23 protein-coding genes are annotated in these 25,117 nt (G+C 63.6%); 10 read left to right on the top strand and 13 right to left on the bottom strand.

The window, feature by feature from the left end; translation table 11 throughout:
- Positions 1 to 114 precede the first annotated feature (114 nt).
- Genes ACH0CP_RS15570 through ACH0CP_RS15580 form a run of 3 tightly spaced genes read right to left on the bottom strand, consistent with a single transcriptional unit; the run spans position 115 to position 4,620 of the window.
- The gene (locus ACH0CP_RS15570; RefSeq protein WP_406889033.1) at positions 115 to 1,707 is read right to left on the bottom strand and encodes an AMP-binding protein; all 1,593 of its coding nucleotides are present in this window, start codon (positions 1,705 to 1,707) and stop codon (positions 115 to 117) included.
- Positions 1,704 to 3,302 carry an acyl-CoA synthetase gene (locus ACH0CP_RS15575; protein ID WP_406889031.1) on the bottom strand — a complete coding sequence of 533 codons (1,599 nt, stop codon included), beginning with the start codon at positions 3,300 to 3,302 and terminating at the stop codon, positions 1,704 to 1,706. The genes ACH0CP_RS15570 and ACH0CP_RS15575 overlap by 4 nt, the downstream gene beginning before the upstream one ends.
- Before the next feature lie 58 nt (positions 3,303 to 3,360).
- Positions 3,361 to 4,620, bottom strand: coding sequence for an acetyl-CoA C-acetyltransferase (locus ACH0CP_RS15580; protein WP_406889030.1), 1,260 nt, complete (start codon positions 4,618 to 4,620; stop codon positions 3,361 to 3,363).
- 86 nt (positions 4,621 to 4,706) lie between these two features.
- Here ACH0CP_RS15580 and ACH0CP_RS15585 point away from each other — a divergent pair, with 86 nt between their 5' ends.
- The 3 genes from ACH0CP_RS15585 to ACH0CP_RS15595 all read left to right on the top strand — a co-directional run bounded on the left by ACH0CP_RS15585 (position 4,707) and on the right by ACH0CP_RS15595 (position 7,978).
- Positions 4,707 to 5,300, top strand: a complete 594-nt coding sequence (locus ACH0CP_RS15585; protein ID WP_294442741.1) for a TetR/AcrR family transcriptional regulator — start codon at positions 4,707 to 4,709, stop codon at positions 5,298 to 5,300.
- The gene (locus ACH0CP_RS15590) at positions 5,297 to 6,256 is read left to right on the top strand and encodes an NADPH:quinone oxidoreductase family protein (protein WP_406889029.1); all 960 of its coding nucleotides are present in this window, start codon (positions 5,297 to 5,299) and stop codon (positions 6,254 to 6,256) included. The genes ACH0CP_RS15585 and ACH0CP_RS15590 overlap by 4 nt, the downstream gene beginning before the upstream one ends.
- Before the next feature lie 105 nt (positions 6,257 to 6,361).
- Positions 6,362 to 7,978, top strand: a complete 1,617-nt coding sequence (locus tag ACH0CP_RS15595; RefSeq protein WP_406889027.1) for a choline dehydrogenase — start codon at positions 6,362 to 6,364, stop codon at positions 7,976 to 7,978.
- A gap of 67 nt (positions 7,979 to 8,045) precedes the next feature.
- Here ACH0CP_RS15595 and ACH0CP_RS15600 read toward each other — a convergent pair whose 3' ends face one another.
- From ACH0CP_RS15600 to gap, 3 genes are all read right to left on the bottom strand, one after another.
- Positions 8,046 to 9,239: a phosphoglycerate kinase gene (locus tag ACH0CP_RS15600; protein WP_406889026.1), complete on the bottom strand. Its 1,194-nt coding sequence runs from the start codon at positions 9,237 to 9,239 to the stop codon at positions 8,046 to 8,048.
- A complete protein-coding gene (locus ACH0CP_RS15605; protein ID WP_406889023.1) occupies positions 9,164 to 9,643 on the bottom strand; it encodes an MOSC domain-containing protein in 480 nt (159 codons plus the stop codon). Before ACH0CP_RS15605 ends, ACH0CP_RS15600 begins: the two co-directional genes overlap by 76 nt.
- Positions 9,644 to 9,746: 103 nt before the next feature.
- A complete protein-coding gene (gene gap / locus ACH0CP_RS15610) occupies positions 9,747 to 10,751 on the bottom strand; it encodes a type I glyceraldehyde-3-phosphate dehydrogenase (RefSeq protein ID WP_406889021.1) in 1,005 nt (334 codons plus the stop codon).
- Positions 10,752 to 10,901: 150 nt separating this feature from the next.
- Between gap and ACH0CP_RS15615 the strand changes: the two genes are divergently transcribed.
- The 5 genes from ACH0CP_RS15615 to ACH0CP_RS15635 all read left to right on the top strand — a co-directional run bounded on the left by ACH0CP_RS15615 (position 10,902) and on the right by ACH0CP_RS15635 (position 13,432).
- Positions 10,902 to 11,060 (top strand): hypothetical protein, encoded by a 159-nt coding sequence (locus ACH0CP_RS15615; RefSeq protein ID WP_294442748.1) that lies wholly within the window; start codon positions 10,902 to 10,904, stop codon positions 11,058 to 11,060.
- A complete protein-coding gene (locus ACH0CP_RS15620) occupies positions 11,060 to 11,386 on the top strand; it encodes a cell division protein ZapA (RefSeq protein WP_406889019.1) in 327 nt (108 codons plus the stop codon). Before ACH0CP_RS15615 ends, ACH0CP_RS15620 begins: the two co-directional genes overlap by 1 nt.
- Before the next feature lie 152 nt (positions 11,387 to 11,538).
- On the top strand, positions 11,539 to 12,099 hold the full coding sequence (locus ACH0CP_RS15625) for a 5-formyltetrahydrofolate cyclo-ligase (RefSeq protein WP_406889017.1): 561 nt from the start codon (positions 11,539 to 11,541) through the stop codon (positions 12,097 to 12,099).
- A complete protein-coding gene (locus ACH0CP_RS15630) occupies positions 12,096 to 12,302 on the top strand; it encodes a DUF2842 domain-containing protein (protein WP_294442752.1) in 207 nt (68 codons plus the stop codon). Before ACH0CP_RS15625 ends, ACH0CP_RS15630 begins: the two co-directional genes overlap by 4 nt.
- A gap of 32 nt (positions 12,303 to 12,334) precedes the next feature.
- Complete coding sequence (locus ACH0CP_RS15635) at positions 12,335 to 13,432, top strand: PA0069 family radical SAM protein (protein ID WP_406889016.1); 1,098 nt, start codon at positions 12,335 to 12,337, stop codon at positions 13,430 to 13,432.
- 14 nt (positions 13,433 to 13,446) lie between these two features.
- Here the strand turns inward: ACH0CP_RS15635 and ACH0CP_RS15640 are convergent, their stop codons facing one another.
- The gene (locus tag ACH0CP_RS15640) at positions 13,447 to 14,292 is read right to left on the bottom strand and encodes a transporter (protein ID WP_406889014.1); all 846 of its coding nucleotides are present in this window, start codon (positions 14,290 to 14,292) and stop codon (positions 13,447 to 13,449) included.
- A 79-nt stretch (positions 14,293 to 14,371) separates the two neighbouring features.
- Entirely contained in the window at positions 14,372 to 17,863 is a 3,492-nt protein-coding gene (gene dnaE / locus ACH0CP_RS15645; protein WP_406889013.1) for a DNA polymerase III subunit alpha, read from the bottom strand.
- Positions 17,864 to 17,952: 89 nt separating this feature from the next.
- Between dnaE and ACH0CP_RS15650 the strand changes: the two genes are divergently transcribed.
- Complete coding sequence (locus ACH0CP_RS15650; protein ID WP_406889011.1) at positions 17,953 to 18,528, top strand: HdeD family acid-resistance protein; 576 nt, start codon at positions 17,953 to 17,955, stop codon at positions 18,526 to 18,528.
- 53 nt (positions 18,529 to 18,581) lie between these two features.
- On the opposite strand, the gene ACH0CP_RS15655 is transcribed toward ACH0CP_RS15650, so the two are convergent.
- The 5 genes from ACH0CP_RS15655 to ACH0CP_RS15675 all read right to left on the bottom strand — a co-directional run bounded on the left by ACH0CP_RS15655 (position 18,582) and on the right by ACH0CP_RS15675 (position 24,372).
- Entirely contained in the window at positions 18,582 to 19,061 is a 480-nt protein-coding gene (locus tag ACH0CP_RS15655) for a glutathione peroxidase (protein ID WP_406889009.1), read from the bottom strand.
- A complete protein-coding gene (locus ACH0CP_RS15660) occupies positions 19,058 to 19,654 on the bottom strand; it encodes a GNAT family N-acetyltransferase (protein WP_294442758.1) in 597 nt (198 codons plus the stop codon). Before ACH0CP_RS15660 ends, ACH0CP_RS15655 begins: the two co-directional genes overlap by 4 nt.
- A complete protein-coding gene (locus ACH0CP_RS15665) occupies positions 19,651 to 20,325 on the bottom strand; it encodes an ABC transporter ATP-binding protein (RefSeq protein WP_406889007.1) in 675 nt (224 codons plus the stop codon). Before ACH0CP_RS15665 ends, ACH0CP_RS15660 begins: the two co-directional genes overlap by 4 nt.
- The gene (locus tag ACH0CP_RS15670; RefSeq protein WP_294442761.1) at positions 20,318 to 21,568 is read right to left on the bottom strand and encodes a lipoprotein-releasing ABC transporter permease subunit; all 1,251 of its coding nucleotides are present in this window, start codon (positions 21,566 to 21,568) and stop codon (positions 20,318 to 20,320) included. The genes ACH0CP_RS15665 and ACH0CP_RS15670 overlap by 8 nt, the downstream gene beginning before the upstream one ends.
- 362 nt (positions 21,569 to 21,930) lie before the next feature.
- Positions 21,931 to 24,372, bottom strand: coding sequence for a TonB-dependent receptor (locus ACH0CP_RS15675; protein WP_406889005.1), 2,442 nt, complete (start codon positions 24,370 to 24,372; stop codon positions 21,931 to 21,933).
- A gap of 213 nt (positions 24,373 to 24,585) precedes the next feature.
- Between ACH0CP_RS15675 and ACH0CP_RS15680 the strand changes: the two genes are divergently transcribed.
- Complete coding sequence (locus ACH0CP_RS15680; protein WP_294442763.1) at positions 24,586 to 25,053, top strand: Hsp20 family protein; 468 nt, start codon at positions 24,586 to 24,588, stop codon at positions 25,051 to 25,053.
- Positions 25,054 to 25,117: the final 64 nt, after the last annotated feature.

The following is a 25,117-nucleotide window of genomic DNA, read 5'->3' on the forward strand; positions in this document are numbered from 1 at the left end:
TTTCACTCCACTGCCGGCGCACTTTGCCGGCCCTGCTGATGAAACCCTTATGGACGAGCCGTGGCGACTGTCGGCTGAACCGACGTGTCAGCATTGCGAAAGAATTTAGTGCCGTCAGGCAACACCAGCGAGTTGCTTGGCCCGCGCATAGTCCGCTTTGCCGTTTGGTGCGCGCAGCGACTGGTCGGTTGCCACGATCAGCTTCGGCAGTTTGTATCCGGCAAGCCGGGTGCGAAGCGAGTCCCGGGTCACGTCTTCGTCGAAGCCGGCCGATGACTGAACGACTGCCGCGACCGCCTGGCCCCATTTCGGGTCCGCCATGGCGAAAACTAGCGCATCCTCGACCTTTGGGCAAAGCTTCAGCGCTTCCTCGACTTCTTCCGGGAAGATCTTTTCTCCGGCCGAATTGATGCAGGCGGAGCCGCGGCCGAGCAGTATGACGCTGCCGTCCTCCGCCACCTGCGCGTAATCGCCAGACACGGTGTATCGCAGTCCGTCGATCACGCGGAAAGTGCGTGCGCTCTTTTCAGGATCCTTGTGATATTCGACGGGATTAGGCGGGCCGAGCACCACCTTGCCCGTCACCCCCGATCCGGGCACCACATCCTTGTCATCATCGTCCAGCACCCGGCAGCGCGGGCCCACGACAAACTTTGCCGTTTCCACCGTGCCATCCTTAGTGGTCAGTGACACGCCCATGCCGATTGCTTCGGACGAACTGAAATTGTCCTGGCAAGTCGCGCCGGGCATGTGGCGGATCAGCCCGTCCTTCACGCCTTGCGTCCACATCACGCCGGACGAATTGATAAGCTGCATCGATGACACGTCCCACCGCCCGGGTTCGGCATCGAGCGCCTCCAGGATCGGTCGGGCGAAGGCGTCGCCCACCACCACCAGCCGATTCGCCTTCCAGCGGTGGATGGCATCCAGCGCATCTGTCGGCTGGAAGCTGCGGCTCGGCAGGGTGGCAACGAAGCCACCGGCAAGCAGCGAACCGTAGGAGGTGAGCAGGCCGGTGCCGTGCATCAGCGGTGGACCACAAACGGTGCGCGGATAATCCGGATTGGCCGCCGCGAATGCCGCGGCCTCCTCCACCGAGGTCGGCACCGGAAGTCCTGCCGCTGCCGCCGCACCGTGGGCGATGGCGTTCAGGTCCGCATGGGTCCACACTACGCCCTTCGGCATGCCGGTGGTGCCTCCGGTGTAGATGAAGAACCGGTCCTGCGGATCGCGTGCGATGCCGAGCGGCGCACCGTCGCCAGCAATCAGATCATCGAACGCTTCAGCGTAGGCGGGCGGCGCGCTATCGCCACCAATCTCCACATAGGTGCGCACCAACGGCGATCGATCGACCACCTCGGACACGCAATCGCGCAGCCGTGCATCATAGACCAGCACCGCCGCGTCACTGTCGGCCAGGATGTACGCAAGCTCGTCCGCGACATAGCGGTAGTTGACGTTGACGTGCGTGCCGCGCGCCTTCCAGCACGCCATCAACGCAATCAAATAGTCAGCTGAATTATAAGCGTAAAAGGCGAAGCGGTCTCCGGGTTGGAGACCGCGATGGATCAGGGCGCGCGCCAGGTTGTTCGACTGGATGCGGAGCCCATCCCAGTCGATTACCTGCTCGCCATGGGCCAGCGCCACCCGGTCACCCGGCACGGCGGCCTCGACCGCCTCGATCAGGTCACCGAAGTTGAAGCTCATGCCGCCTGCTCCGAAGGAGACGGCGCCGTCTCGGCGGGCTTGGTCTTGCCCCAATATTCGTCGCGGAGCAGCCGCTTGTAGAGCTTACCGGTGTCATGACGCGGCAGCTCGGCGCGGAAGTCCCACCGGCGCGGGCATTTCACGTGGCTGAGGTTCGCGCGCGCAAATTCGGCGAGTTCGCTTGCCAATGCTTCGTCATCCGCGCCCGGATCCTTCGGCTGGATCACCGCGACCACCTGCTCGCCCATTTCCTCGTGCGGCGCGCCAATCACCGCCACATCGGCCACCTTGGGATGCGTGATCAGCAAATTCTCGATCTCGGCCGGATAGATGTTTACCCCGCCCGAAATGATCATGAAGCTCTTGCGGTCGGTGAGGTAGAGATAGCCTTCCTCATCCATCCAGCCCACGTCACCCAACGTCGTCCAGCCCTTGGCGTTGGTGCTGTCCTTCGTTTTCTCGGGATCGTTGTGATAGCTGAACGGCGCCGCCCCGGTGGGGTTCAGCTCCGTCACCGGCGCCTCGAAGTATATCGTTCCCTCGGTACGCGGCGGCACTTCATTGCCGTCCTCGTCGCAGATGTGGGTGATCGTGGTCAGGTTCCGGCCGACCGATCCCTTATGGGTCAGCCATTCGGGCGATAGGATGTTGTGGAAGCCATTGCCCTCGGTCCCGGCATAATATTCGCCGATGATGGGTCCCCACCATTCGATCATCGCTTCCTTAACCGGGATTGGACAGGGGGCGGCGGCGTGCCAGACCGCCCTTAGCGAAGAAACGTCATATTTCTCGCGCACTTCCTTCGGCAGCTTCAGCATGCGGATGAAGTGGGTAGGAACCCACTGCGCGTGCGTCACCTTGTAAGTTTGGATCGCTTCCAGCGCTTTCTCAGGATCGTAGCGCTCCATCACGATGACCGTGCCACCCAGTTGCTGGACCGCCATCGACCAGCGCAGCGGCGCGGCATGGTAAAGCGGCGCCGGCGAGAGGTAGACCATGTCCGGGTTGAAGCCGTACAGTCCCTGCCCGATCATCATCAGCGGCGAGACGTTCTCGCCATAGGGCTCCTCCGGCAGAGCGAAGCGGACGCCTTTGGGTTTGCCGGTGGTGCCCGACGAATAAAGCATTATCTGGCCCGGGGAAGGATCCGCGATTGGAGTGGTCGGCTGGGCGGCACACGCTTCCTCCCAACTCTGATATCCCTCGATCGCGCCATCGACCATGAACCGGTCAAGGTCGCCGATCATGGGCAACAGCGCTTCCGCACAAGCCGCCGTTCCGTTCGACGCAACGAACGCCCGACATTCACCATCGCGGATGATGTACTCCGCCTCCCCCGCCATCAGCTTGGACGAGATGCAGGTGAGGTAGACGCCAGCACGTTCGGCCGCCCAGGCAACTTCGAAATAGCGCGGCGAATTGTCCATCATCATCGCCATTGCGTCGCCCCGTTTCAGGCCGAGCGATCGGATCAGATGCGCGCCCTGGTTCGCGCGCGTGTCGAGCTGGTAAAAGGTGACCGTCTCTCCGGAACCCGCCATGATATAGGCGGGCTTGTCGGGCGTGGCGGCCGCGTGCTTGTACGGATGCGTCATTATTCCCTCCACCGCGGCGGGCACTTTCGGCCCGCTCGCGGCATCTTACGTGCTTCGATCAGGCGGCCAGGCGTTCGACGATGATCGCCGGCGCCATGCCACCTGCGGCACACATGGTGACCAGCCCGTAGCGCTTTTCCTGGCGCTCCAGCTCGTCGACGATGGTGCCGATCAGGATCGAACCGGTCGCGCCGATCGGGTGCCCCAGCGCGATCGAGCCGCCGTTCACGTTCACCTTGTCACGCGGCAGTTCGAGATCGCGGATGAACTTCTCGGAAACCACCGCGAACGCCTCGTTGATCTCCCACAGGTCGATGTCCTCCTTCTTGAGGCCCGCCTTCTCCAGCACCTTCTTCGCCGCCGGCACCGGCGCATTCAGCATCAGCGTGGGATCATCGCCGACGTTCGCCATCGCCACGATCCGCGCGCGCGGCTTCCAGCCCATCTTCTCGGCATATTCCTTGGACGCCAGCAGCACGGCCGCCGCGCCATCAACCACGCCCGACGAATTGCCGGCGTGGTGGAAATGCTGGATCTCCAGGTCCGGATACTTGCGATTAATCTGCTTGCGGAACGTGTCGCCCGCCTTGTTGTACGGCATGTCCGCAAGCGCCGCAAACGACGGCTTCAGGCTCGCAAGTCCTTCCGCGGTGGTCTGCGGACGCGGGAATTCGTCATGGTCCAGGACGACGTTGCCGTCATCGTCCACCACCGGCACGATCGACTTGTTAAACCGGCCCTCAGCAATCGCCTTGGCGGCCTTCTGCTGGCTCTCGAGGCCGGCATTGTCGAGCTGCTCGCGGGTGAAGCCCTCCATGCTGGCGATCGCGTCGCCGCAAATGCCCTGGTGCGACTGCGGATGGCTCAGGTTCAGCCGCTCGTTGCCCGAACCCATGCCCAGCGGCGGCTTGCCGCTCTCCATGTCCTCCTGGCTCATCGCCGCAGTCAGGCTCATCATCTCGGTGCCGCCCGCGATGACGCAATCTTCCATGCCGCTCATGATCTGCGCCGCGGCGAAGTTCACCGCGGTGATGCCGCCGCCGCAGAAACGGTCCAGCGTGGTACCCGACGCCTTGACGTCATAGCCAGCATCCAGCGCCGCCATGCGGCCCATGTCGCCACCCTGCTTGCCGCGCTGCGAACTGGTCGACCAGATGATGTCGTCCACCTCGGCCGTGTTCAGGTTGTTGCGCTCCTTCAGCGCCTTCAGCACGGTGGCGGCGAGATGCTGCGGGTGCATGTGCGCCAGCGCGCCCTTGCCCTGCTTCCCGATCCCGCGCGGCGTGCGGACGGCGTCGATGATGTAAGCGTCGGCCATTGCTTCCAAACCTCTCCAAGAATCTCACCCCGACCGGCCCTTTACCGGCGCGGATTTCCAGCATAACCTTCGTTATGGTAGATGGGATGTCAAGCGTGCAGCCAGTTGTTTCCGTTCGGACGCCTTCGGCATCTCGCAGCCCCGACCTCACGCCTCAGGCTTGGCTGGAAGCGGGGCAGTCACTGCTTCGTCGGGGCGGCTTGAGGGCGTTGAAGCTTCGCCCGCTGGCGGAGGAGCTGAAGGTCTCCACAGGCAGCTTCTACCATCATTTCCGCGACTTCGATGATTACCAGGGCAAGCTCGCGGCCTATTTCGCCGAGGACCAGGTAAGCGACCTGATCGCCGCGCTGGAACGCGCGACGCCGGACCCGATCGGGCGCATTCGCCTGCTGGGACAGACGGTGCGGCGGCGCGGATCCTCCCGGCTTGCGGTCGCGATGCGTGCGTGGGCCGAAAGCGATCCGCGAGCGCGCGAGGCGGTGCAGCGCCACGACGCGCTGATGCTCGACTTCCTCGCTCGTAATCTGATGCAGATCGGCTTCACCCGGGCAGAAGCGGAGGTTCGCGCCTACGGCCTCATCACCCTGGGCTTGAGCAAGGTGCACGCTCCCCATCTCGACATGGGCACGTTGTTCGACTCGCTGCTCGATATCATGGTCGCGAAGCCTGAATCGGCATGAGAGCACTGGTGGTATCGAACCTGTCGCCGGATCTCTCCGGCACCGGGCTTGTCGACGTTCCGGAGCCTGCGCCCGCGCCCGGGCAGGTTCTGATCCGCGTGAAAGCGGCAGCGCTCAACTTTCCCGACCTGTTGATGACGCGGGGCGGATACCAGCTGAAGCCGCCGCTTCCATTCTCGCCGGGTATGGAGATCGCTGGCGAGGTACTGGCAGGCGACGGATTCGAGCCGGGCGCAGCTGTCGTCGCTGGCACTCGGCTCGGGGGATTTGCAGAACTCGTCTCTGTTGATGCGACCGCCGTGCGGCGCAAGCCGGCGCATCTCTCCTTCGCGGAGGCCGCCGGTGTCGGCGCGGCGTATCTAACCGCCTACGTCGCGCTTGTGCGCCTGGCTAAGGTCGAGCCCGGCGAATGGGTGCTGGTTCACGGCGCGACTGGCGGCGTCGGCCTCGCGGCAGTGGATCTTGCAAGGGCCCTCGGCGCCAGGGTGATCGCAACATCCCGGTCAGAGGAGAAGCTGCGGATCCTTCAGCAATCCTACCCGGTAGACGCCACCCTGCCCGCCCCCGGCTTTCGTGACGCGGTAAAGGAACTGACCGGCCAGGGCGCGGATGTCATCTATGATCCCGTCGGCGGCGACGTGTTCGACGAGTCGGTGCGCGCGATCGCCTTTGGCGGGCGTCTATGCGTGGTGGGCTTCACCTCGGGGCGGATCGCAACCGTCTCCACGAACATGCCGCTGATCAAGGGCTTTTCCGTTATCGGCGTTCGGGCGGGAGAGTATGGCCGTCAGTTTCCGGATAAGGGTCGGGAAAATCAGGACGCCATCTGGCGCTTGGCGGAAGAAGGGCGGATCCGTCCCCGTGTACACGCCGAGTATCCGCTTGCTGACTGGCGTGCCGCGTTCGAGGCAATGAAGCACAGCCAGATGGTCGGCAAGATCGTCCTCACGCCATAGAGCCCGCCAACCTGTCAGGGTGGCGGAGGCAGGTCGATCTCGGTTACCATCAGGTCATAACAGTGCCCCGGAATCGCGAGGGAATAATGCAAAGTGGAGGGGAAGATGCCCGGTTTTGATTATGTCATCATCGGCGGTGGCTCGGCCGGCTGCACGCTCGCGGCACGCCTGAGCGAGGATCCGGCCGTTAGCGTCTGCCTGCTTGAGGCCGGCGGCGCGAACAAGGAACTTCTGGTCCGGATGCCGGCGGGCGTTGGCAGCCTCATCAAGGCCAAGGGCAAGCACAACTGGGGCTTCTGGACCGAGCCGGAGCCGCACCTCAATAACCGCCGCTTATGGTGGCCGCGCGGCCGCGGCCTGGGCGGCTCGTCCTCGATCAACGGCATGGTCTACACCCGCGGACACCCACAGGATTTCGACGAATGGCGGCAGCTTGGGCTCACCGGGTGGTCATGGGAGGACGTGCTTCCTTACTTCCGCAAGCTGGAGGGTCACCACCGGATCGACGACTTGCATGGCGCAGACGGCCCGCTGACGATCTCCGGCGGGGAAAGCGACAGCCCCTTTCATGACGCGCTGATCGAGGCAGGGCGCCAGGCCGGCTACCCGGTCTGCGACAATTTCAACGGCGCCAATCAGGAGGGCTTTGGCCGTTACGACCTGACGATCGCCAACGGGCAGCGCTGGTCGACGGCCGCCGCTTATCTGCGGCCTGTTTCGGAGCGCAAGAACCTGACGGTCATCACCGATGCGCGCACCATGGCAGTGGTCACGTCGGGCGGTCGGGCCGTGGCAGTGGACTATATCAAGGACAAGACGATCCAGCGCGTCGCGGTCGACGGCGAAGCGATTTTGTGCGCCGGTGCAGTGCAGAGCCCGCACATCCTGCAACTGTCCGGCATCGGCAACGGCGCCGCTCTCCGCGACGTTGGCGTAAAGCCGGTCCATGACCTCCCTGGCGTCGGCGAAAACCTGCAGGACCACCTCGACATCATCATGAGCTGGTACAGCCGCGGGCTGATGACCGCGTTCTCCTCTACCAAGGGGCTGCGGCAGCTACGCGTGGGCCTGGAATATCTCACCCGCGGCAGTGGGCTCGGCCGCCAGCAGTTCCTGGAATCAGGCGCGTTCATCTGCTCGCGCGAAGGCTTATCGCGTCCTGATGTCCAAATTCACGGCGTACTCGCAATCATGAAGGATCATGGCAAGACGCGCGTGAAGGCTGACGGCTTCTCACTCCACCTCTGCCAGCTTCGACCGGAAAGCCGGGGTCGGATCGCGTTAGGTTCCAGTGATCCGATCGCCGATCCGCTCATCTATGCCAATTATCTAGCGAGCGAGGTCGACCGGCGAGTCATGCGCGACTGCGTCCACATCGGCCGGGAGGTCGCCTACCAGGCAGCTCTCGATCCCTATCGGGGTGAGGAATTTGCGCCAGGCCGCTCGATTCAGTCGGACGATGAGATCGATGCATGGGTCCGGGCGAACGCCGAGACCATCTATCATCCGGTGGGCACCTGCAAGATGGGCACCGACGGAGACAAGATGGCCGTGGTGGACGAGCAGCTCCGGGTTCGTGGGCTGCAAGGGCTCCGGGTCGTCGACGCGTCGGTTATGCCGACGCTGGTCGGGTCGAACACCAACGCGCCGACCATTATGATTGCCGAGAAGGCAGCAGACATGATCCGTGGGGTGTCGAAGCCAACCGCCCTAGCCGCCTGAACGAAAAGGCTCCCGTTCCTGCGGCGGAACGGGAGCCTTTTCGCGGTTCAGCGTCGCCGCGGGAGAGTTACTTCCGCATCAGCGCCGCGACGCCGGGCAGCTCGCGCCCTTCCATCCATTCCAGGAACGCGCCGCCCGCCGTCGAGACGAAAGTGAAATCGTCCGCCACGCCGGCGTGGTTCAGCGCCGCCACCGTGTCGCCGCCACCGGCGACCGATACCAGGCTGCCGTCCACCGTCAGCGCTGCCGCCGTCTTGGCCAGCGCCACCGTTGCCGCATCGAACGGCGGCGTCTCGAACGCGCCCAGCGGCCCGTTCCACACCAGCGTCCGGCAATTCTTCAGCACGTCGCCCAGCGCCTCGACGGCGGCCGGCCCGACGTCGAGGATCATCTCGTCCGCGGCCACCTCATGCACGTTCACGGTGCGCGTCGGCGGGTTGGGCTTGAACTCCGTCGCGACCACGACGTCATAGGGCAGATGGACGGTGCAGCCGGCGCGATCGGCCGCTTCCATGATCTCGTCGGCGGTGCCGGTCAGGTCATGCTCGCACAGGCTCTTGCCGACATTGACGCCGCGCGCCGCCAGGAAGGTGTTGGCCATCCCGCCACCGATGATCAGGTGATCGACCTTGCCGACGAGGTGCTTCAGCACGGCGAGCTTCGTCGACACCTTGGCGCCGCCGACCACCGCGGCCACCGGATGCTCCGGCTCGCCCAGCGCCTTTTGCAGCGCGTCGAGCTCCGCCTCCATCGCGCGCCCCGCATAGGCCGGCAGCTTGTGCGCCAGCCCCTCGGTCGAGGCATGCGCGCGGTGCGCCGCCGAAAAAGCGTCGTTGACGTAGATGTCGCCCAGCGCAGCAAAGCGGTCGACCACCGCCGGATCGTTCTTTTCCTCGCCGCCGAAGAAGCGCGTGTTCTCCAGCACCGCGATATCGCCCGGCTGCAGCATCGCGACATTCGCCGCGTCGCCTTCCCAGTCGATGTAGCGCACCGGGCGACCCAGCACCGCCTCATAGGGCTTGACGATCTGCGCCAGCGACAATTCGGGGCTCGGCACGCCCTTGGGGCGGCCGAAATGCGCCAGGATCAGCACGATCGCGCCCTTGTCGGCGAGCTCGCTGACCGTCGCGACGGTCGCGCGCAGCCGCGTGTCGTCGGTGACCTGCCCGTCGGCGAAGGGGACGTTCAGGTCCTCGCGGACGAGTACGCGCTTGCCGCGGATGTCACCGATGTCGTCGAGCGTTCGGAATGACTTGGCCATGATTCCTCGATCCTGATTGCATCACCGACGGCAATATGGCCGCCGCTTATTACCATCGCGCACGCGCCGCCGCGCCAGTCCGGGGTCAGCGCCGCGCGCAATCCGTCGGCCAGTGCTTCCATCCGCTCGCACGGATCACACTCCCGGGTGATCTCCAGCACCACGTCCGCGCCGATCCGCACGCGGCAGCCCGCCGTCTGCGGCAGGTCGACCCCGTCGACCAGCAGGTTCGCGCGCCGTTCTTCCCAACTGATGGCGTGCGCGACATCCGCCATTGCCCGGTCCCAGTCGCCGCGCTCGATCAGGGTGATCTGCCGCTTGTACGGCTTGCCCTTCATTGCGCCGCGAAAATCACCGACGATGCCGCCCTCGGGCGTCACCTCGGCATTGGTCAGCACCTCCATGGGTGCTCGCGATCGCGCATGGCGCGCGATTCCGACAAGGATCCCGTTTGCCATGCGCATATCGCGTGATCGCCCCGGCGTGACGCCAGGGCGATCCGACGGATCAGCCCAGCTTCGCCATCAGCGTGGCGGTGTCGACCATGCGGTTGGAGAAGCCCCATTCATTGTCGTACCAGCTGACGACACGCACCAGCTTGCCGTCGATCACGGCCGTCTCCAGGCTGTCGACGGTCGACGAATAAGGCGTGTGAACGATGTCGATCGAAACCAGCGGCTCGTCGGTGAAGTGCAGCACGCCCTTCATCGGACCCTCGGCGGCCGCCTTCAGCAGCGAATTGACTTCCTCGACGCTGGTGTCGCGGCCGGGGGTGAAGGTCAGGTCGACGAGGCTGCCGTCCGGGGTCGGCACGCGGATCGCCGAACCGTCCAGCTTGCCCTTCAGCTCCGGCAGCACCTCGCCCACCGCGCGCGCCGCGCCCGTGGTGGTCGGGATCATGCTCATCGCTGCGGCGCGGGCGCGACGCAGGTCCGGGTGGATCTGGTCGAGGATCTTCTGGTCGTTGGTGTAGGCGTGCACGGTGGTCATCAGGCCGCGTTCGATGCCGATCGCATCGTTCAGCACCTTGGCAACCGGCGCCAGGCAGTTGGTGGTACACGATGCGTTGGACACGATCGTGTGCCCGGCCTCCAGCTTGTCGTGGTTCACGCCGTACACGACGGTCAGGTCGACGTTCTTGCCGGGGGCGGAGATCAGCACCTTCTTGGCGCCGGCGGCAATGTGCTTCTCGCACGATGCACGATCGGTGAAGAAGCCGGTGCACTCCAGCACCAGGTCGACGCCCAGTTCCTTGTGCGGCAGGTTCGCCGGGTCACGCTCTGCGGTCACGCGGATGCGCTTGCCGTCGATCACCAGGTCGTTGCCGTCGGCCTCGACGGTGCCCGGATACTTGCCGTGGACGCTATCGCGGCTGAACAGCCAGGCGTTCGACTTGGCATCAGCGAGATCGTTGATCGTCACCAGCTCCAGATCGCTGCCGCCCCGCTCCAGCATCGCGCGCGCCACCAGGCGGCCGATGCGCCCGAAACCGTTGATCGCAACCTTCGTCATCTCGCCGACTCTCCCTTGGCGCGGAATTCTCGCGCGCCTTTGAGCGCCGGAGGCGCCGCGCGTCAACCAGTGGTCGCCCTCATAACGCGGTGAGGGCTTGCCGTTACCCGGGCGCGATCCTAATCCGGGATAATGACGGAAAGTGACGCTGTGACGCGGATCGACGCCGCGATCAGGCGCATCGAGGCGGCGGTCAACCGCCGTGCGCAGGAGACTGCAGCCCTGCGTCAGCGCCACGAGGTGCTGCGCGAGGAGGTGGCTGCCGCCATCGCCGAAATCGATGATCTGGTCGCGAAGGATGCCCGCTGATGGCGCGCGTAATGCTCGAAATCGGTGGCAGTCGCTGGCCGGTGAATTGCCGCGATGGTGAGGAGCCTCAGGTTCAGCGGCTCGGCGCTATGCTCGACGAACGCTGGGAGCAGGCGCATCGCGCCGCGGGTGACGGCGGCACTGCGCGTGTCTTGCTGCTGATCGCGCTGATGCTCGCTGACGACCTGGTGGAGACGCAGGGGCAGCTTGCTCAGGCACAGGAACGCGCCGCGCAGCCTGCGTCGGATGGCGCACTACTGGCCAGTGTTGCCGATATCCTTGAAGAGCTCGCCGAAGCCCTTGAGCACGAGCCTGCGAGTGACTAGATCGGTCGCGACGGGAACTGCCCGGTGCGAGCCTGAAAATATCCCTGAGGCTATTCATCATCCACGGGGGCTGTCCCTGCCCGGGCCCTGGCCCGACGTACATGGTCCCCACCTGACGTACTGGGCGTCAGAGGATATCCCGGCAAACGGCCATGGCGGTCCCGTCACCCCTCCCTTCTGACAAGCGCACGATCCGTGCCGTCGCTCGCGCTGCGCGGGACGCGTTGGGTCAAGACCGTCCCGCGATCGTCGTGCCCGCGGCGTTCCGCAGCTTGCTTCGGCCCGGCATGATTGTTGCGAGCTACGTGCCGTTTGGCAGCGAAGCTGATCCTTCGCCACTCGCCCGGGCCGCACTCGAGGCCGGCTGCACGCTTGCTTTGCCCTATGTTGTCGATCGCGCGACGCAGATGCGGTTCCTCTCGTGGAAGCACGGCGATTTGCTCGCTGCCGGACCGTACGGGTTGCAGCAGCCGTCATCCGAGGCTGCTGAGGTGGCGCCTGATCTAATCATCACTCCACTAGTGGCGTTTGATCGCGGTCTGGGCCGCGTCGGCCAAGGTGCGGGATATTACGATCGTGCCTTCGCACATTTTCCACAGGCGTTTCGCGTCGGCATCGCTTACTCCGTGCAGGAAGTGGCGCAAACCCCGGCTGATCCGTGGGATGTGCCACTGCACGCCATCGTCACCGAAAAGGAATGGATCACGCCATGAACGCCTCCTGGCGCAAACCCGTCGGCATGCTCATCATCTTGGCGCTCATCACCCTGTGGTGCGCGCTGATTATCAGTTTCTCGAGCACGGTCGGCGCGTGGCATTGGGCGCTCCAGTTGGTGTTCTACCTCGTGACCGGGATCATCTGGATCACACCGTTGAAGCCGCTGCTGCGCTGGATGGAACTCGGCCACTGGCGTTGACGCGCAACTGATGTTCGCGATATGTTCCGCGGATGGCGCAGGTCGGCGGACAAGTTACGGGAAAAAGAGCGGTGCGCGGTGCGACGCTGAATGCCGAAAGCACGCGCTTCAACCTCCCCCAAACCGAAGCTGACGGTGATTGGCTGGACGTGCGCGAGGGGATCGATGGCGCCCCGCCCCCGCTCCGTACAACGGTTACGATTGAACGACCGAAAACCATCATCGCGCGCAATAGCTCCCCCGATATCCCGTTCGATCGCTCGATCAACCCGTATCGCGGATGCGAGCACGGGTGCATCTATTGCTTCGCCCGGCCAAGCCACGCGTTCCATGATCTCTCTCCCGGGCTGGATTTTGAGACGAAGCTCTTCGCCAAGGCGGATGCCGCCGCGCTGCTACGCGCCGAACTATGGAAGCGCAGTTACGTGTGCCAGCCGATGGCGCTGGGAACGAACACTGATCCCTATCAGCCGATCGAGGGCAAGTGGCGGATCACCCGCAGTATCATCGAGGTGCTGGCGGAATGCGATCATCCGTTGGTGATCACGACCAAGTCGGATCGCGTGGTCCGCGAGCTCGATCTTCTCACGCCGATGGCCGAGAAAGGGCTGGCAGGTGTCGCCATTTCCGTAACGTCGCTGGATCCCCGTGTTGCGATGACCTTGGAGCCCCGCGCTCCCCATCCGGAGCGCCGTCTTCTCGCCGTCCGCCGCCTCGCTGACGCCGGCGTGCCCGTCTACGTCAACATGGCCCCGGTGATCCCCGCTGTCACTGACCATGAGGTGGAGGCCATCGTGGCACGAGCGGCGGAGGCGGGCGCGCGAGACGTGTCGTTCATACCGGTCCGGTTACCATGGGAAGTGGCGCCGCTGTTTCGCGCTTGGCTCGACACGCATTTCCCGGATCGCGCCGGCAAGGTGATGGCGACCATCCAGTCGCTTCGTGGCGGCAAGGACAATGATCCCGGCTTCTTCAGCCGAATGCGCGGCCAGGGCCCGTGGGCCGAACTGCTGAGAACCCGCTTCGCTGTCGCGCGACGCAAAAATGGGATCGAGCAGCGCGCGGCGCGGATGGCCTTGCGCACTGATCTGTTCAAACCGCCGCGTGGGCCCCAAGGTGAGCTGTTCTGATCGCGCAACCCGCGTCAGAATCTCTTCGACGCACCTACGAATACCGCGGCACGATCCGCATCCCCGCTGAAGCCGATGCGCGCGCCAAGATCCAGCGCAAGATCATCCTGCACCTCGAGTATAAGACCGGCTGACCCGAGCGCCTGATAATGACTGGCCCGCCCGGCGGGTGCATTGCTGGGGATCGTGCCGACATATTCCACATAGGCGCTCACCGGCCCGGAAACGGGATGCTCGAGCGCGATGCTATGGATCAGGTCCACACCGTAATCGCCAGTCTCGTCGTGATATACGAGATCGGCCTCGATCATACCGCCTAAAGTGATGTCCTTGGCCAGATCAACGGCGACGGGCATGATAAGGCCCCCCTCGACATGATGGTTGGAGAGGCCGCCGCTGCCCGTCGGCAGCTTGACATAGGAGATTACCCCCAAAGCAAGTCCGTCATGATCATTACCTTGCAGGTTGATCTTGAGACGAAGCATCGTTTCGTCACCAAATCCGCGGGTGACCTCCCGATCCACTCCTGCCCCTTCCGCACGGCGCTGGTACGGCGTGAAAAGTAGCTGCACATCGACATTGCTGCTTAGGCCGTATTGGATGCTGAGCGGCATCACATCGACAGTTTGGGCGCGGTCGCGCTCAAGCGTGTATTCCGCGGCGCTGAGTTCGATCTGCAATCGGCCGGTGTCGATTGTGTAGGGATTGTCAGTGACGTCGGGCCGATCCGTCGTGAATTCGCGCTGCCGCGCTGCCTCGGACGCTCTGTCGGGTGCGCGCATTTCCACCGGCGGATCAAATGACTCCTTTTCGACCGGGATGACCGAAGCATTGGCTAGCGCCGCAAGCAGGATCAGCATCGTCCCCCTCCCACGCCGCTCGGGCCAGAGCGCTCAACCGGCGTACATGGTGCCGAACAGCTTCAGCGCCATGTGAGACTCAACTGACGAGGGCAAGCCGGGTTTCGGATTGTCGCATCGCCACTTCGCGCACTCCGGACAAGTCTTCGATCCGGTGCACCAGTTCCAGATCCAGCAAGAAGTCGCGCCCTAGCAACACGGTGGCCTCCCCGCCGTCCACCGGTGCCCGAACGATCACCTCGCCGCGCGCACCTCGCTGATGCTCAAGCAACGCTGCCAGCGCCTGCAGCGCGCTTGGCTCGCTGACCGCAACCTCGATGACGAAGCGGGCCATCGACGCCAGCGTCTCGAACGGTTGTAGCCTTTTAACCGTCACTCGAGGCGTTTCTTCGCCTGGGCGCCGATCCAGTTCGACGGTCGCGAGCCCGCAGCCGCCCGCGCGTGCTGCTTCCTCCAGATCTGCCGCCACCGCATCGTCAAAGCAGGTCGCGATGAACTGCCCGCTCTGGTCGCTGAGCGTCGCCATCAGATAGCGTTTTCCGCGCGCTGAGGTACGCCACCGTGCATCTTCCACCAGTACCGCCATGGTGGCACCGGCTCGGGTACCGTCATCAGGGATCGCGAGTTCCGCGAGCGCCGTATAGAGCCGCGCGCCGTGCGCCTTGGCGAGGTGGGCGTGCCGATCCACCGGATGCGCCGAGAAATAGAAGCCGAACGCCTCTTTCTCCTGCTCCATCCGCTCGGACATGCTCCAGCGAGCGTTAGGCAGCTTGATTGCATCCCCGGCTGGCTCCGCATCGCCGAACAGTCCGTGCTGCCCGCTCGTGCGCGCCTCGTGCTGTCGCGCGGCAACAGCCAGGATCGTTTCGGCGACGGCGAACACACCGGCGCGGTTGGGCTCGATCCCGTCGAAGGCTCCGGCGGCGGCGAGCGTTTCGAGTTGTCGCTTGTTGATAAGCCGCGGATCAACCCGGTGTGCCAGATCGTCCAGCCGCTGAAAGGCGCCATTCTCCTGGCGCTCTGCGACCAGCTTCTCCATTGCGCCTTCACCCACCGACTTCAGCGCGGCCAACGCATAGCGGACGGCAGGACCGTCCTCATCCACTTCCACGTCGAAGTCAGCCTGACTGCGATTTATGTCTGGCGGCAGGTACTTGACCTGCATTCTTCGCATGTCGTCACAGAAGATGGCGAGCTTGTCCGTCTGATGGATGTCGTAGGCCATCGACGCGGCAAAGAACTCGTGCGGGTGATGTGCCTTCAGCCAGGCCGTCTGATAGGCGAGCAGCGCATAGGCAGCGGCGTGGCTCTTGTTGAAGCCATAGCCCGCAAACTTGTCGATCAAGTCGAACAGCGCGTTCGCGCGATCCTTGGGAATTTGATTATGCTTGGCGCAGCCCTCAACGAAGGTCGCGCGCTGAGCGTCCATCTCCGCCTTGATCTTCTTGCCCATGGCACGGCGCAGAAGATCTGCGCCTCCAAGCGAGTACCCGGCCAGCACCTGGGCCGCCTGCATCACCTGTTCCTGATACACGAAGATACCGTAAGTTTCGGCGAGGATCGGCTCCAGCAATGGGTGCGGGTACTCGATCGGCTCAGTCCCCTGCTTTCGGCGGCCGAACGATGGGATGTTGTCCATCGGGCCGGGACGGTAGAGCGAGACGAGGGCGATGATGTCGCCGAAATTGGTTGGCCTGACGGCCGACAGCGTCCGGCGCATGCCCTCCGATTCCAGCTGGAACACGCCGACCGTATCGCCCTTCTGCAGCAGGGCGTAGACAGCCTCGTCATCCCAGGAGAGAGCGTCAAGATCCACGTGGATGCCGCGCTTCTCAAGCAGTTGAAGGGCGCGCTTCAGAACCGATAGCGTCTTCAGGCCCAGGAAGTCGAACTTCACCAGCCCCGCACCTTCGACAAATTTCATGTCGAATTGGGTCACCGGCATGTCGGATCGCGGATCGCGGTAAAGCGGCACCAACTGGGAAAGCGGCCGATCCCCAATGACCACACCGGCGGCGTGGGTCGACGAATGTCGCGGCAGCCCTTCAAGCTGCATCGCGAGGTCCAGCAGGTTCCGGACCTGATTGTCATTGGCGTACTCGCGATGGAGTTCCGCCACGCCATCGATGGCACGCTTCAACGTCCAGGGGTCGGTCGGATGATTGGGCACGAGCTTCGCCAGGCGATCGACTTGACCGTAGCTCATCTGAAGCACGCGGCCGGTGTCCTTCAGCACGGCCCGCGCCTTGAGCTTACCGAAGGTGATGATCTGCGCCACCTGATCACGGCCGTACTTCTCCTGCACGTAGCGGATCACTTCGCCGCGCCGTGTTTCGCAGAAGTCGATGTCGAAGTCCGGCATCGAGACGCGCTCGGGGTTGAGAAAGCGCTCGAACAGCAGGCCAAGCTGCAGCGGGTCGAGATCCGTAATGGTCAACGCCCAGGCGACGACCGAGCCGGCGCCAGACCCACGACCTGGGCCAACCGGGATATCGTGCATCTTCGCCCATTTAATGAAGTCCGCAACGATCAGAAAATAGCCAGGGAATCCCATCTGGATGATGACGTTGAGTTCGAAATCGAGACGCTTACGGTAAGCATCCTGCCAGCCGTCACCAAGCGGCTCGGTAGCAAGTTCCGCGATCCGTTTGAGGCGCGCGTCGAGGCCTGCATGCGCCTCCTCGCGCAGCATCGCCGCCTCACCCTCGCGGTCACCGGCGAGGCTGGGCAGGATCGGTTTCCGCTTGGGCGCTGCCACCGCACAACGTTGCGCCACCACCATGGTATTTGCGATTGCTTCGGGCAGATCCTCGAACAAAGCGCGCATTTCGTCAGCGGGCTTCATCCAGGCGTCCGGCGAGCTCCTCGGCCGGTCCTCGGTTTCGACATAGGTGGAGTTGGCAATGCACAGCATCGCGTCATGCGCCTTGCCGAAGGTCTTTTCCGCGAAGCAACAGGGATTGGTGGCGACGAGCGGCAGATCCCGCGCATAAGCTAGATCGACGAGCGCGGCCTCGGCCCGCTCCTCGGTTTCATCGCCCCGGCGGGCAAGTTCAATGTACAGCCGGTCGGGGAAGAGCCGACCCAATCGATCAAGATACGCCCCGGCGCGATCTGGCTGGTCCTCCGCAAGCAGCCGGGCCAGTCCGCCTTCCCCGCCCGCGGTCAGGGCGATCAATCCGTCGGTGAATTCGCTGAGAGACTGGAAGCTGACATGCGGCGGAAGATCGATCGGCCGATCGAGATGAGCGCGACTGACCAGCTCGCATAGATTGTCATAGCCACGCTCGTCCTGGGCATAGAGCGCGATCCAGTCGACGATCGGCGCCACGCCTTCCGGCATGTCAGGTCGCGCGACGCCCAGCATGGTTCCGATAACCGGCTGAACCCCGGCGTCGAAGCAAGCGTCGGAATAGGCCATCGCCGCGTAAAGCCCGTTGCGGTCCGTCAGCGCGGCGGCGGGTAAACCAAGCTGCGCCGCGCGCTTCGCGATCGCCTTCGGCTCGATCGCACCGTCGAGCATGGTGTACGAGGAGAAGATACGAAGCGGAACGAACCCGGAATGCGCCATCAACGGACGCTACGCCGATCGGCATGATTCGACCAGCGGAACCGCCGCACCCTTTGCTCGTTTTGCCTGCCAGCACAGGAGCATCTGCCATGACCGATATCGGGCGGAGCGAAGCAGGCGGTCGTTTTGCGTCATCCTCGGGCCCGGGTTGGGGATGGATGATCGGATACGGCGTCATCTCAATCATATTCGGGGCCTTGGCGCTCATCTGGCCCTTCCCGGCCACACTTGCAGCAACGCTGCTTATCGGCGTCGCCTTCGTCGTCTCAGGGATCGTCGCGCTGATCGCGGGAATTCGTGGCACCGGCGCGGAAAGCCGTGGCTACACGATCATTCTCGGCCTGATCTCGATTGTAGCGGGCGTCATCACCGTAGGCTGGCCACTGACCGGCGCAATCTCCTTGACGCTTGTGCTTGCCGCCTGGCTGTTGGTTCGCGGCATCACCGAGATCGCGTACGCCTTCCGCATGCGTCGTCGACGTTGGATGATGCTGCTCTACGGCGTGGTGAACATTCTCCTCGGCCTAATGGTGGTCGCAACCGTGCCGCTGTCCGCGCTTACCATCCCCGGCTTCATCCTGGGCATGAGCTTCCTGTTCGGCGGCGTGGTGGCGATCATGGCTGGGGTGGATCAGAAATCAGGAACAACGGCGTTCCGTTTCTGACCTGAGATCCCCGCCCGGCTCACGAGCACAGCCGAAATCCGCTCGTGGGCGGCTTACAGCAGCTTTTCGATATCCTTGCGCATGTCCTCGGGTTTGGTCGTCGGCGCGTAGCGCGACACGACCCTGCCCTCCCGGTCGACCAGGAACTTCGTGAAGTTCCACTTGATCGCCTTGGAACCGAGAAGCCCCGGCGCGGCGGCCTTCAATTCCTCGAACAAGGGATCGGCCTGCGGGCCGTTCACGTCGATTTTGGCGAACACCGGGAACGTGACGTCATAAGTGAGTGAGCAGAAGTTGGCGATCTCGGCGGCATCCCCCGGCTCCTGCGCACCAAACTGGTTGCAGGGGAACGCCAGTACTTCGAAGCCGCGATCGCCGAACTCGCGATGCAGCGACTCCAATCCTTCATATTGCGGGGTGAAGCCGCACTTTGACGCCGTATTGACGATCAACAGCACCTTGCCGCGATAGTTTTCGAGAGACGCGACGCTGCCGTCCGCGGCCTTCACCTCGAAATCGGTGATCGCGGTCATCGTCCCTCCTCCTCGTGCCGTGACAAAAGATGCTCGAGATTCTGGCGAACCCCCGGCCATTCGCAAGCGATAATCGAATAGACCACGATGTCGCGCACACGCCCATCCATCACTTGGTGAGAACGCAGAACGCCGTCCCGTTTCGCCCCCAATCGCTCGATCGCGCGCTGCGAGGCGCGGTTGAACCAATCGGTTCGGATCTGCACCGCGTTGCATTGGAGCACCTCGAATGCGTGCCGAAGCAGAAGCAGCTTCGCCTCGGTATTGACGCCGGTGCGCTGCACCGATTTCGCATAGAAGGTGCCGCCGACTTCGACGCGCCGATGCGCCTCGTTCATCCGCATATAGCGGGTAAGGCCGACGATCTTGCCCTCGGGCAACTCAACAACGAACGGCATCGATCGGCCGAAATCGCGCTCCTTGAAGGCCGCCGCCATGAACTGGTCGGGATCCGCCATGTTCGAGACGTTGGCGTAGAAGAGATCGGTAAGCCCGGCTGCGGCAGCCGCGAGCGCGTCCCGGTGTTCCGGTAGAAGCGGTCGCAGCGTGACGTGCCGGCCGACGAGCACCGGCGGATCACGCCACGGGTTCATTCCAGGATGCCCTCGTGCAGGCGGACAACGCGATCCATCTTCGCGGCCAGCCGCTCATTATGGGTCGCGACCAGCGCCGCCGATCCTTCCTCACGCACGAGGCGAAGGAACTCACCGAGCACGCGATCCGCGGTATTCTCGTCGAGATTGCCGGTCGGCTCATCGGCGAGGACGAGTGCCGGTCGATTGGCAAGCGCGCGCGCGACGGCGACCCGCTGCTGCTCGCCGCCGGACAATTGGCTCGGCCGGTGTGTCAACCGACGCGACAAGCCAAGCGCTGACAGAAGGGTCGTCGCGCGCGCTTCGGCCGGCGCCCGCTCCGCCCCGTGGATCAGCTGCGGCAGCACCACATTCTCCAGCGCGTTGAAGTCCGGCAGCAGGTGATGGAACTGATACACGAACCCAAGCCGGTCGCGCCGGACCATCGTGCGGCCATGTGCATCGAGGTTTGCCGCTTCCTCACCGGCGATGCGGATCGATCCGTCGAAGCCGCCTTCGAGGAGGCCTACCGCCTGAAGCAGCGTCGACTTGCCCGAGCCCGACGGGCCCAGCAGCGCCACGATCTCACCAGGGCCAACCGAAAGGTTCACCCCGCGAAGGACCTCAATGGTCTCGCCACCCTGGGTGAAGCTACGCGAAAGCCCGCGCGTCTCAAGAACCGGCTCACTCATAGCGCAGCACCTGAACGGGATCGGTGCTTGCCGCCTTGTACGCCGGATACACGGTCGCCAGCAGGGTCATGAGAGCGGTGATCACGACGATCGCAACGATTTCCACGGGATCCGGCTTTGACGGCAGCTCCGTCAGGTACCGGATCGAAGGATCCCACAGGTTCTGGCCGGTCACGAACTGGACGAAGTTCACCACTGCCTGGCGGTAGAAGAGGAAGATCGCGCCCAGGATCAGGCCGGCAACAATACCGAGCGCACCGATCGTGACACCGACCGTCATGAAGATCCGCATCATTGCCCCGCGTGTCGCGCCCATTGTCCGCAGGATCGCGATGTCGCGCGTCTTGGCTCGAACCAGCATGATCAGAGACGAGGCGATGTTGAACGCCGCGACGAGAATGATGATGCACAGCACGACGAACATCGCGACGCGCTCAACCGCAAGCGCCTCGAACAGCTGCGCATTCATCTGCCGCCAGTCATTGATCACACCGACGCGGCCGACCTTGTCGGCGAGCGGCGCAAGGATCTGGCCGACGCGATCGGCATCCACCGTCTCCAGTTCGATCATGCCCACTGCGTCACCGAGGAGGAGCAGCGTCTGGGCGTCCTCCATCGGCATGATCACATAAGCCTTGTCGAAATCATACACGCCGATCTCGAAAATGGCGGCGACGGTATAATTGACGTAGCGCGGGACGGTGCCGAACGGCGTCGATTGGCCCGCCGGGTTGATCAGCGTGATTTCGGATCCGACGGTCGCCCCAAGTGATTCCGCCAACCGCGAGCCTAGCGCGACCCGGTTCGACCCAGGTGTCAGCGAGCTGATTGTGCCCATGATCACCTTGCTGCCAATCGCGGTATTGGAACGGATATCCTGCACCCGCATGCCCCGCACCAGTACCGCTTCGACACGTCCGTTATAGGTCGACATCAGCGGCTGTTCGACCAACGGCACTGCGCTGGTGACGCCGGGCGTTGCTTCCGCCGCGCGCACCACGTCGCGCCAGTCCGCCAATCGGCCGCCGACCCCCTGTACCACGGCATGGCCGTTCAGCCCGACAATCTTGTCGAAGAGCTCGGCCCGGAAGCCATTCATGACGCTCATCACAATCACGAGCGCGGCCACACCCAGCATCACTGCGCCGAGGCTGAAGCCGGCGACGAGAACGATGAACCGCTCGCCGCGCCCGGGAAGAAGATAGCGCCGCGCGATCGTTCGTTCGTAGCGCGACAGGATCATGGGCAGCGCTCTACCGGCGGCGACGAAGGCTGGCAACGCTGCTGTTGCGGAATCGTCACAGGAGGTGGGCAATCGGTTTAGCTGGCGTTCATTTTCGTGGACGCGCCCGGCGTAGACACATAGCCTTACATCACTGGCACACAGGCAAAGGCCGTGGTTCGGGGAAAACGCTCTTCAGTCCCGCCTAGATATGGGCGTGCGGACGAGGGGCGACAAGGGGGCTGACGAGTGATCGTCACGCAGGCGCCCGGGTCGGAAACGATCCGGGCGTTTGCTTGTCCAAATCCGGAGTCTTTTGGCAATCGCCGAGCAGCTGCGTCTGGACCCCGGCTGCCGCCGGGATCCAGTTCCGTTCCGCTTCTTCAGAAGCTGATGCCGATCGTCAGGCCGTAGGTCCGCGGGTCGCCGACGTTGCCTGCGATGAGGCCGGTGTTGCCAGGTGTCGTGGCGAGCACATCGAAGTACTTCTTGTCGAAGACGTTTCGCATCCACAGGAAGGCGTTGAGCTTGTTGTCCGTACGAAAGCCGACCCGCGCATTGGCCAGCGTATACCCATCGATATCGGTGTAGATGGAGCGGGAGGCGTTCGATGAGAACTTCGTTCTCGAGTTGGCATCGAATGCGACATAGCTCTCACCCGGCTCGCCGAAGATCGTGGCCGGGGCGCTATATTCCGCCCCATAGGAGAATGCCCATTTCGATATGCCCGGCAGCCACTGGCCGGAAATGTCGCAGACGATCGGGCTGTTCGCGCCGGGCACCCCAGGAGCACCGATCACCGCCCCGGTGCCGCCTCCCGACAGCTCGGGCGGGCACGGGGCATTCTTGAAGTCGACATATTCGTGATCGTTGAAGGCGCCGTTGATGTAGAAGGTGAAGCCGCTAGTCGGCTGAACGGACAGATCGGCCTCGATTCCGCGCACCCGTACCTTGCCGGCATTCGCGAGATAGCCGCGAAGCGTGGAGGTCGAGCTATTGTTGACGATCGCCTGATAGTCCTTGATGTCGGTCCAGAAGCCGGTTACGTTGAAGGTGACGCGGCGATCCCAGACCTGTGATTTCACGCCGATCTCGAAATGGTCGACCTTCTCGGGCGCGATCTGCGCCAACTGGGTCTGCACGACGCCATTCACCACCGGGACGCCGTTCAGGTTCAGCCCGCCTGATTTGAACGTGTGCGCATAGGTGCCGTACAGCAGCACATCGGGCGCAAGCTTGTACGAGATCGTGCCGTCATAAGAGACGTTCCATTCACGGAACGCCTCGTCACGGAACGCCTGCGGTTGGATCGCGTCGCGCTGTGCCGCCTGCCGCGCCGTGCCGCCGCTATAGGGCACCAGGTTGCCCTGCCCGTCGGTCACGATGCTGACGTAGCTGCCGACCTTGTCGTCGTAGTTCAGGCGGACGCCCGGCGAGAGCGTCAACGCGTCCGTGATCTTCCAGTTGAGTTTGCCGAAGATCGCGCCGCTGAAATTCTTTAGCCGAATGTCGTTGTTCGCGGTGAGGCCGTTCAGCACCGAGGGATCGTTCGACAGCGGATTGGTCGGGTTGATCAGCCAGCGGCTGGCCGCTGGCCCCTGCTGCTGAATGCCGGTCGTATGAATGTCCTGGTAGAAGGCGAAAATGCCCAGGACATAGTCGAAGCTCTTTCCCTCTCCGGCGTAGCGGAACTCCTGGGTATATTGGTTCTGCTTGGTCGGGTTGTTCGACTTGGTCGTGACCGGCAGTCCCGTGAAGTCGCGATCGTTCGCCGGCCCCCAATCCCAGAAACGCCATGCCGTAACGCTAGTAAGCGTACCGGAGCCAAGGCCGATCTCGCCGCGGAGCGAGACCCCGCCGAGCACGTTCAGCGCATTCAAGTCGGCATCCAGATCAGTCAGCCGGTCAAACGGATTACGGCTTAACGGTTCATAGCCGAACGCCGCGGCAAGCGCGTCGAACTGGCGGTTGAGCGGCCGCTGGGTGGAACCCAGCCGAACGAAGATCTGCGCACAGCATTCCGGGTTCTGCCGGCTGTAATCGCCTGACAGCGTGAAATTCATGTTGTCGCCTGCCCGCCACAGCAAGGCGCCGCGGACGCCAAGGTTGTCCTGCTCGTTCACGTAATTGCCCGTCGCCACGTTGAAGATCGTGCCACGGCGGGATGTGACGGCGGTGCCAAGCCGTACCGCGACATTGTCGCTCAGCGGCCCGGATATCGATGCCTTGCCCTGCTTGAACTCAAGATTGCCGACAGAGACCTCGGCACGTCCCTCGAACTCGAAGCTGGGCGCCTTGCTCGTGATGTTGATCGCGCCCGCAACGGTGTTCTTGCCATAAAGCGTTCCCTGGGGGCCGCGCAGCGTTTCGATCTGCTGCACGTCAAGGAAATCGAGCGTCGCGGCGGCAACGCGGCTGAGGTACACCTGGTCGATATAAACACCGACGCCCTGGTCGATGCCGTCATTGGTAAGGCCCAGCGGCGCGCCAAGCCCGCGGATGTTCACCGATGAGTTGCGCGGGTTGGTGGAATAGAATTGCAGCGACGGCTGCAGTTGCTGAAGCCGAGAGACGTTGAAGCTGCCGGTGTTGTCGAGTTCCTTCACCCCAACGACGGAGATCGGGATCGGCACATCCTGAACCTGTTCCTGCCTGCGGCGCGCCGTGACGACGATGTCCGAAGCCACCGAACTCCGCTGCACCGTCTCCCCCGTGCGATCATCGGAACCGGGGGTGGGATCGATCAGCGGTGGATTAGCCTCCTGCGCCAGGGCCGCAGTGGACGTGCCGGCGAGCAGCAGAAACGAAACGAACGTCAACCTCATGATCCCCCCTTCTACATAGATCCTCACTATCCCCATCTGTTTAGTCGGATATGTGCGTGAGCGCCATGTAATGCTGATCGTGCGAGCCTCTTGAAAAGTCGCTTGACCGCACCAAAATTCGCTCTGCGCGGTGCCGCTGACGGGCCGCGCAACCGGCAACGTGGCGATTCGCACGTCGTCGGATTTTCAACTCGCTCACTGGAGGACTTGAAGATGCGTCTCGATCTGACCCCTTATCGCCGCTCGACCATCGGTTTCGATCGGCTGTTCGATCTCATCGAAGCCAATTCGCGTACGGCTTCGGAAAACTATCCCCCGTTCAATCTCGAGCGTCTTGCCGACGATCGCTACCGTATCACGCTGGCGGTGGCCGGCTTCTCGCGCGACGAAATCGAGATTACGGCCCAGCAGAACCTGCTGCTTGTCGCTGGCAAGAAGGATGAGAAGGCAACCGGCCCGAACTTCCTGCATGTCGGCATCGCCACCCGAAGCTTTGAACGCCGCTTCGAGCTTGCTGACTTCGTGTTCGTCGAGGACGCGCGGATGAACGATGGCCTGCTGGTCATCGATCTGGTTCGCGAAGTGCCCGAGGCGATGAAGCCGAAGAGCATCTCGATCAAGACCGGCCCGAAGCCCACGGTCGTGGAAGACAAGCGCGACGAGGCTGCACAGGCCGCGTAACAGGCTTAGCGCCTGACTGTTCGGCGCCTCTTTGCTCCCTTTTCGAGGCGTCGTGGGGCGTCCG

Origin of the sequence: Sphingomonas sp. 179-I 2A4 NHS, assembly GCF_045369135.1 — a bacterium.
Classification (GTDB): domain Bacteria; phylum Pseudomonadota; class Alphaproteobacteria; order Sphingomonadales; family Sphingomonadaceae; genus Sphingomonas.

What these genes read in the sequence shown, in the direction of transcription:
- ACH0CP_RS15570 (WP_406889033.1), bottom strand. Translation starts at nt 1,707, where the DNA reads ATGAGCTTCAACTTCGGTGACCTGATCGAGGCGGTCGAGGCCGCCGTG.
- ACH0CP_RS15575 (WP_406889031.1), bottom strand. Translation starts at nt 3,302, where the DNA reads ATGACGCATCCGTACAAGCACGCGGCCGCCACGCCCGACAAGCCCGCC.
- ACH0CP_RS15580 (WP_406889030.1), bottom strand. Translation starts at nt 4,620, where the DNA reads ATGGCCGACGCTTACATCATCGACGCCGTCCGCACGCCGCGCGGGATC.
- ACH0CP_RS15585 (WP_294442741.1), top strand. Translation starts at nt 4,707, where the DNA reads ATGTCAAGCGTGCAGCCAGTTGTTTCCGTTCGGACGCCTTCGGCATCT.
- ACH0CP_RS15590 (WP_406889029.1), top strand. Translation starts at nt 5,297, where the DNA reads ATGAGAGCACTGGTGGTATCGAACCTGTCGCCGGATCTCTCCGGCACC.
- ACH0CP_RS15595 (WP_406889027.1), top strand. Translation starts at nt 6,362, where the DNA reads ATGCCCGGTTTTGATTATGTCATCATCGGCGGTGGCTCGGCCGGCTGC.
- ACH0CP_RS15600 (WP_406889026.1), bottom strand. Translation starts at nt 9,239, where the DNA reads ATGGCCAAGTCATTCCGAACGCTCGACGACATCGGTGACATCCGCGGC.
- ACH0CP_RS15605 (WP_406889023.1), bottom strand. Translation starts at nt 9,643, where the DNA reads ATGGAGGTGCTGACCAATGCCGAGGTGACGCCCGAGGGCGGCATCGTC.
- gap (WP_406889021.1), bottom strand. Translation starts at nt 10,751, where the DNA reads ATGACGAAGGTTGCGATCAACGGTTTCGGGCGCATCGGCCGCCTGGTG.
- ACH0CP_RS15620 (WP_406889019.1), top strand. Translation starts at nt 11,060, where the DNA reads ATGGCGCGCGTAATGCTCGAAATCGGTGGCAGTCGCTGGCCGGTGAAT.
- ACH0CP_RS15625 (WP_406889017.1), top strand. Translation starts at nt 11,539, where the DNA reads ATGGCGGTCCCGTCACCCCTCCCTTCTGACAAGCGCACGATCCGTGCC.
- ACH0CP_RS15630 (WP_294442752.1), top strand. Translation starts at nt 12,096, where the DNA reads ATGAACGCCTCCTGGCGCAAACCCGTCGGCATGCTCATCATCTTGGCG.
- ACH0CP_RS15635 (WP_406889016.1), top strand. Translation starts at nt 12,335, where the DNA reads ATGGCGCAGGTCGGCGGACAAGTTACGGGAAAAAGAGCGGTGCGCGGT.
- ACH0CP_RS15640 (WP_406889014.1), bottom strand. Translation starts at nt 14,292, where the DNA reads ATGCTGATCCTGCTTGCGGCGCTAGCCAATGCTTCGGTCATCCCGGTC.
- dnaE (WP_406889013.1), bottom strand. Translation starts at nt 17,863, where the DNA reads ATGGCGCATTCCGGGTTCGTTCCGCTTCGTATCTTCTCCTCGTACACC.
- ACH0CP_RS15650 (WP_406889011.1), top strand. Translation starts at nt 17,953, where the DNA reads ATGACCGATATCGGGCGGAGCGAAGCAGGCGGTCGTTTTGCGTCATCC.
- ACH0CP_RS15655 (WP_406889009.1), bottom strand. Translation starts at nt 19,061, where the DNA reads ATGACCGCGATCACCGATTTCGAGGTGAAGGCCGCGGACGGCAGCGTC.
- ACH0CP_RS15660 (WP_294442758.1), bottom strand. Translation starts at nt 19,654, where the DNA reads ATGAACCCGTGGCGTGATCCGCCGGTGCTCGTCGGCCGGCACGTCACG.
- ACH0CP_RS15665 (WP_406889007.1), bottom strand. Translation starts at nt 20,325, where the DNA reads ATGAGTGAGCCGGTTCTTGAGACGCGCGGGCTTTCGCGTAGCTTCACC.
- ACH0CP_RS15670 (WP_294442761.1), bottom strand. Translation starts at nt 21,568, where the DNA reads ATGATCCTGTCGCGCTACGAACGAACGATCGCGCGGCGCTATCTTCTT.
- ACH0CP_RS15675 (WP_406889005.1), bottom strand. Translation starts at nt 24,372, where the DNA reads ATGAGGTTGACGTTCGTTTCGTTTCTGCTGCTCGCCGGCACGTCCACT.
- ACH0CP_RS15680 (WP_294442763.1), top strand. Translation starts at nt 24,586, where the DNA reads ATGCGTCTCGATCTGACCCCTTATCGCCGCTCGACCATCGGTTTCGAT.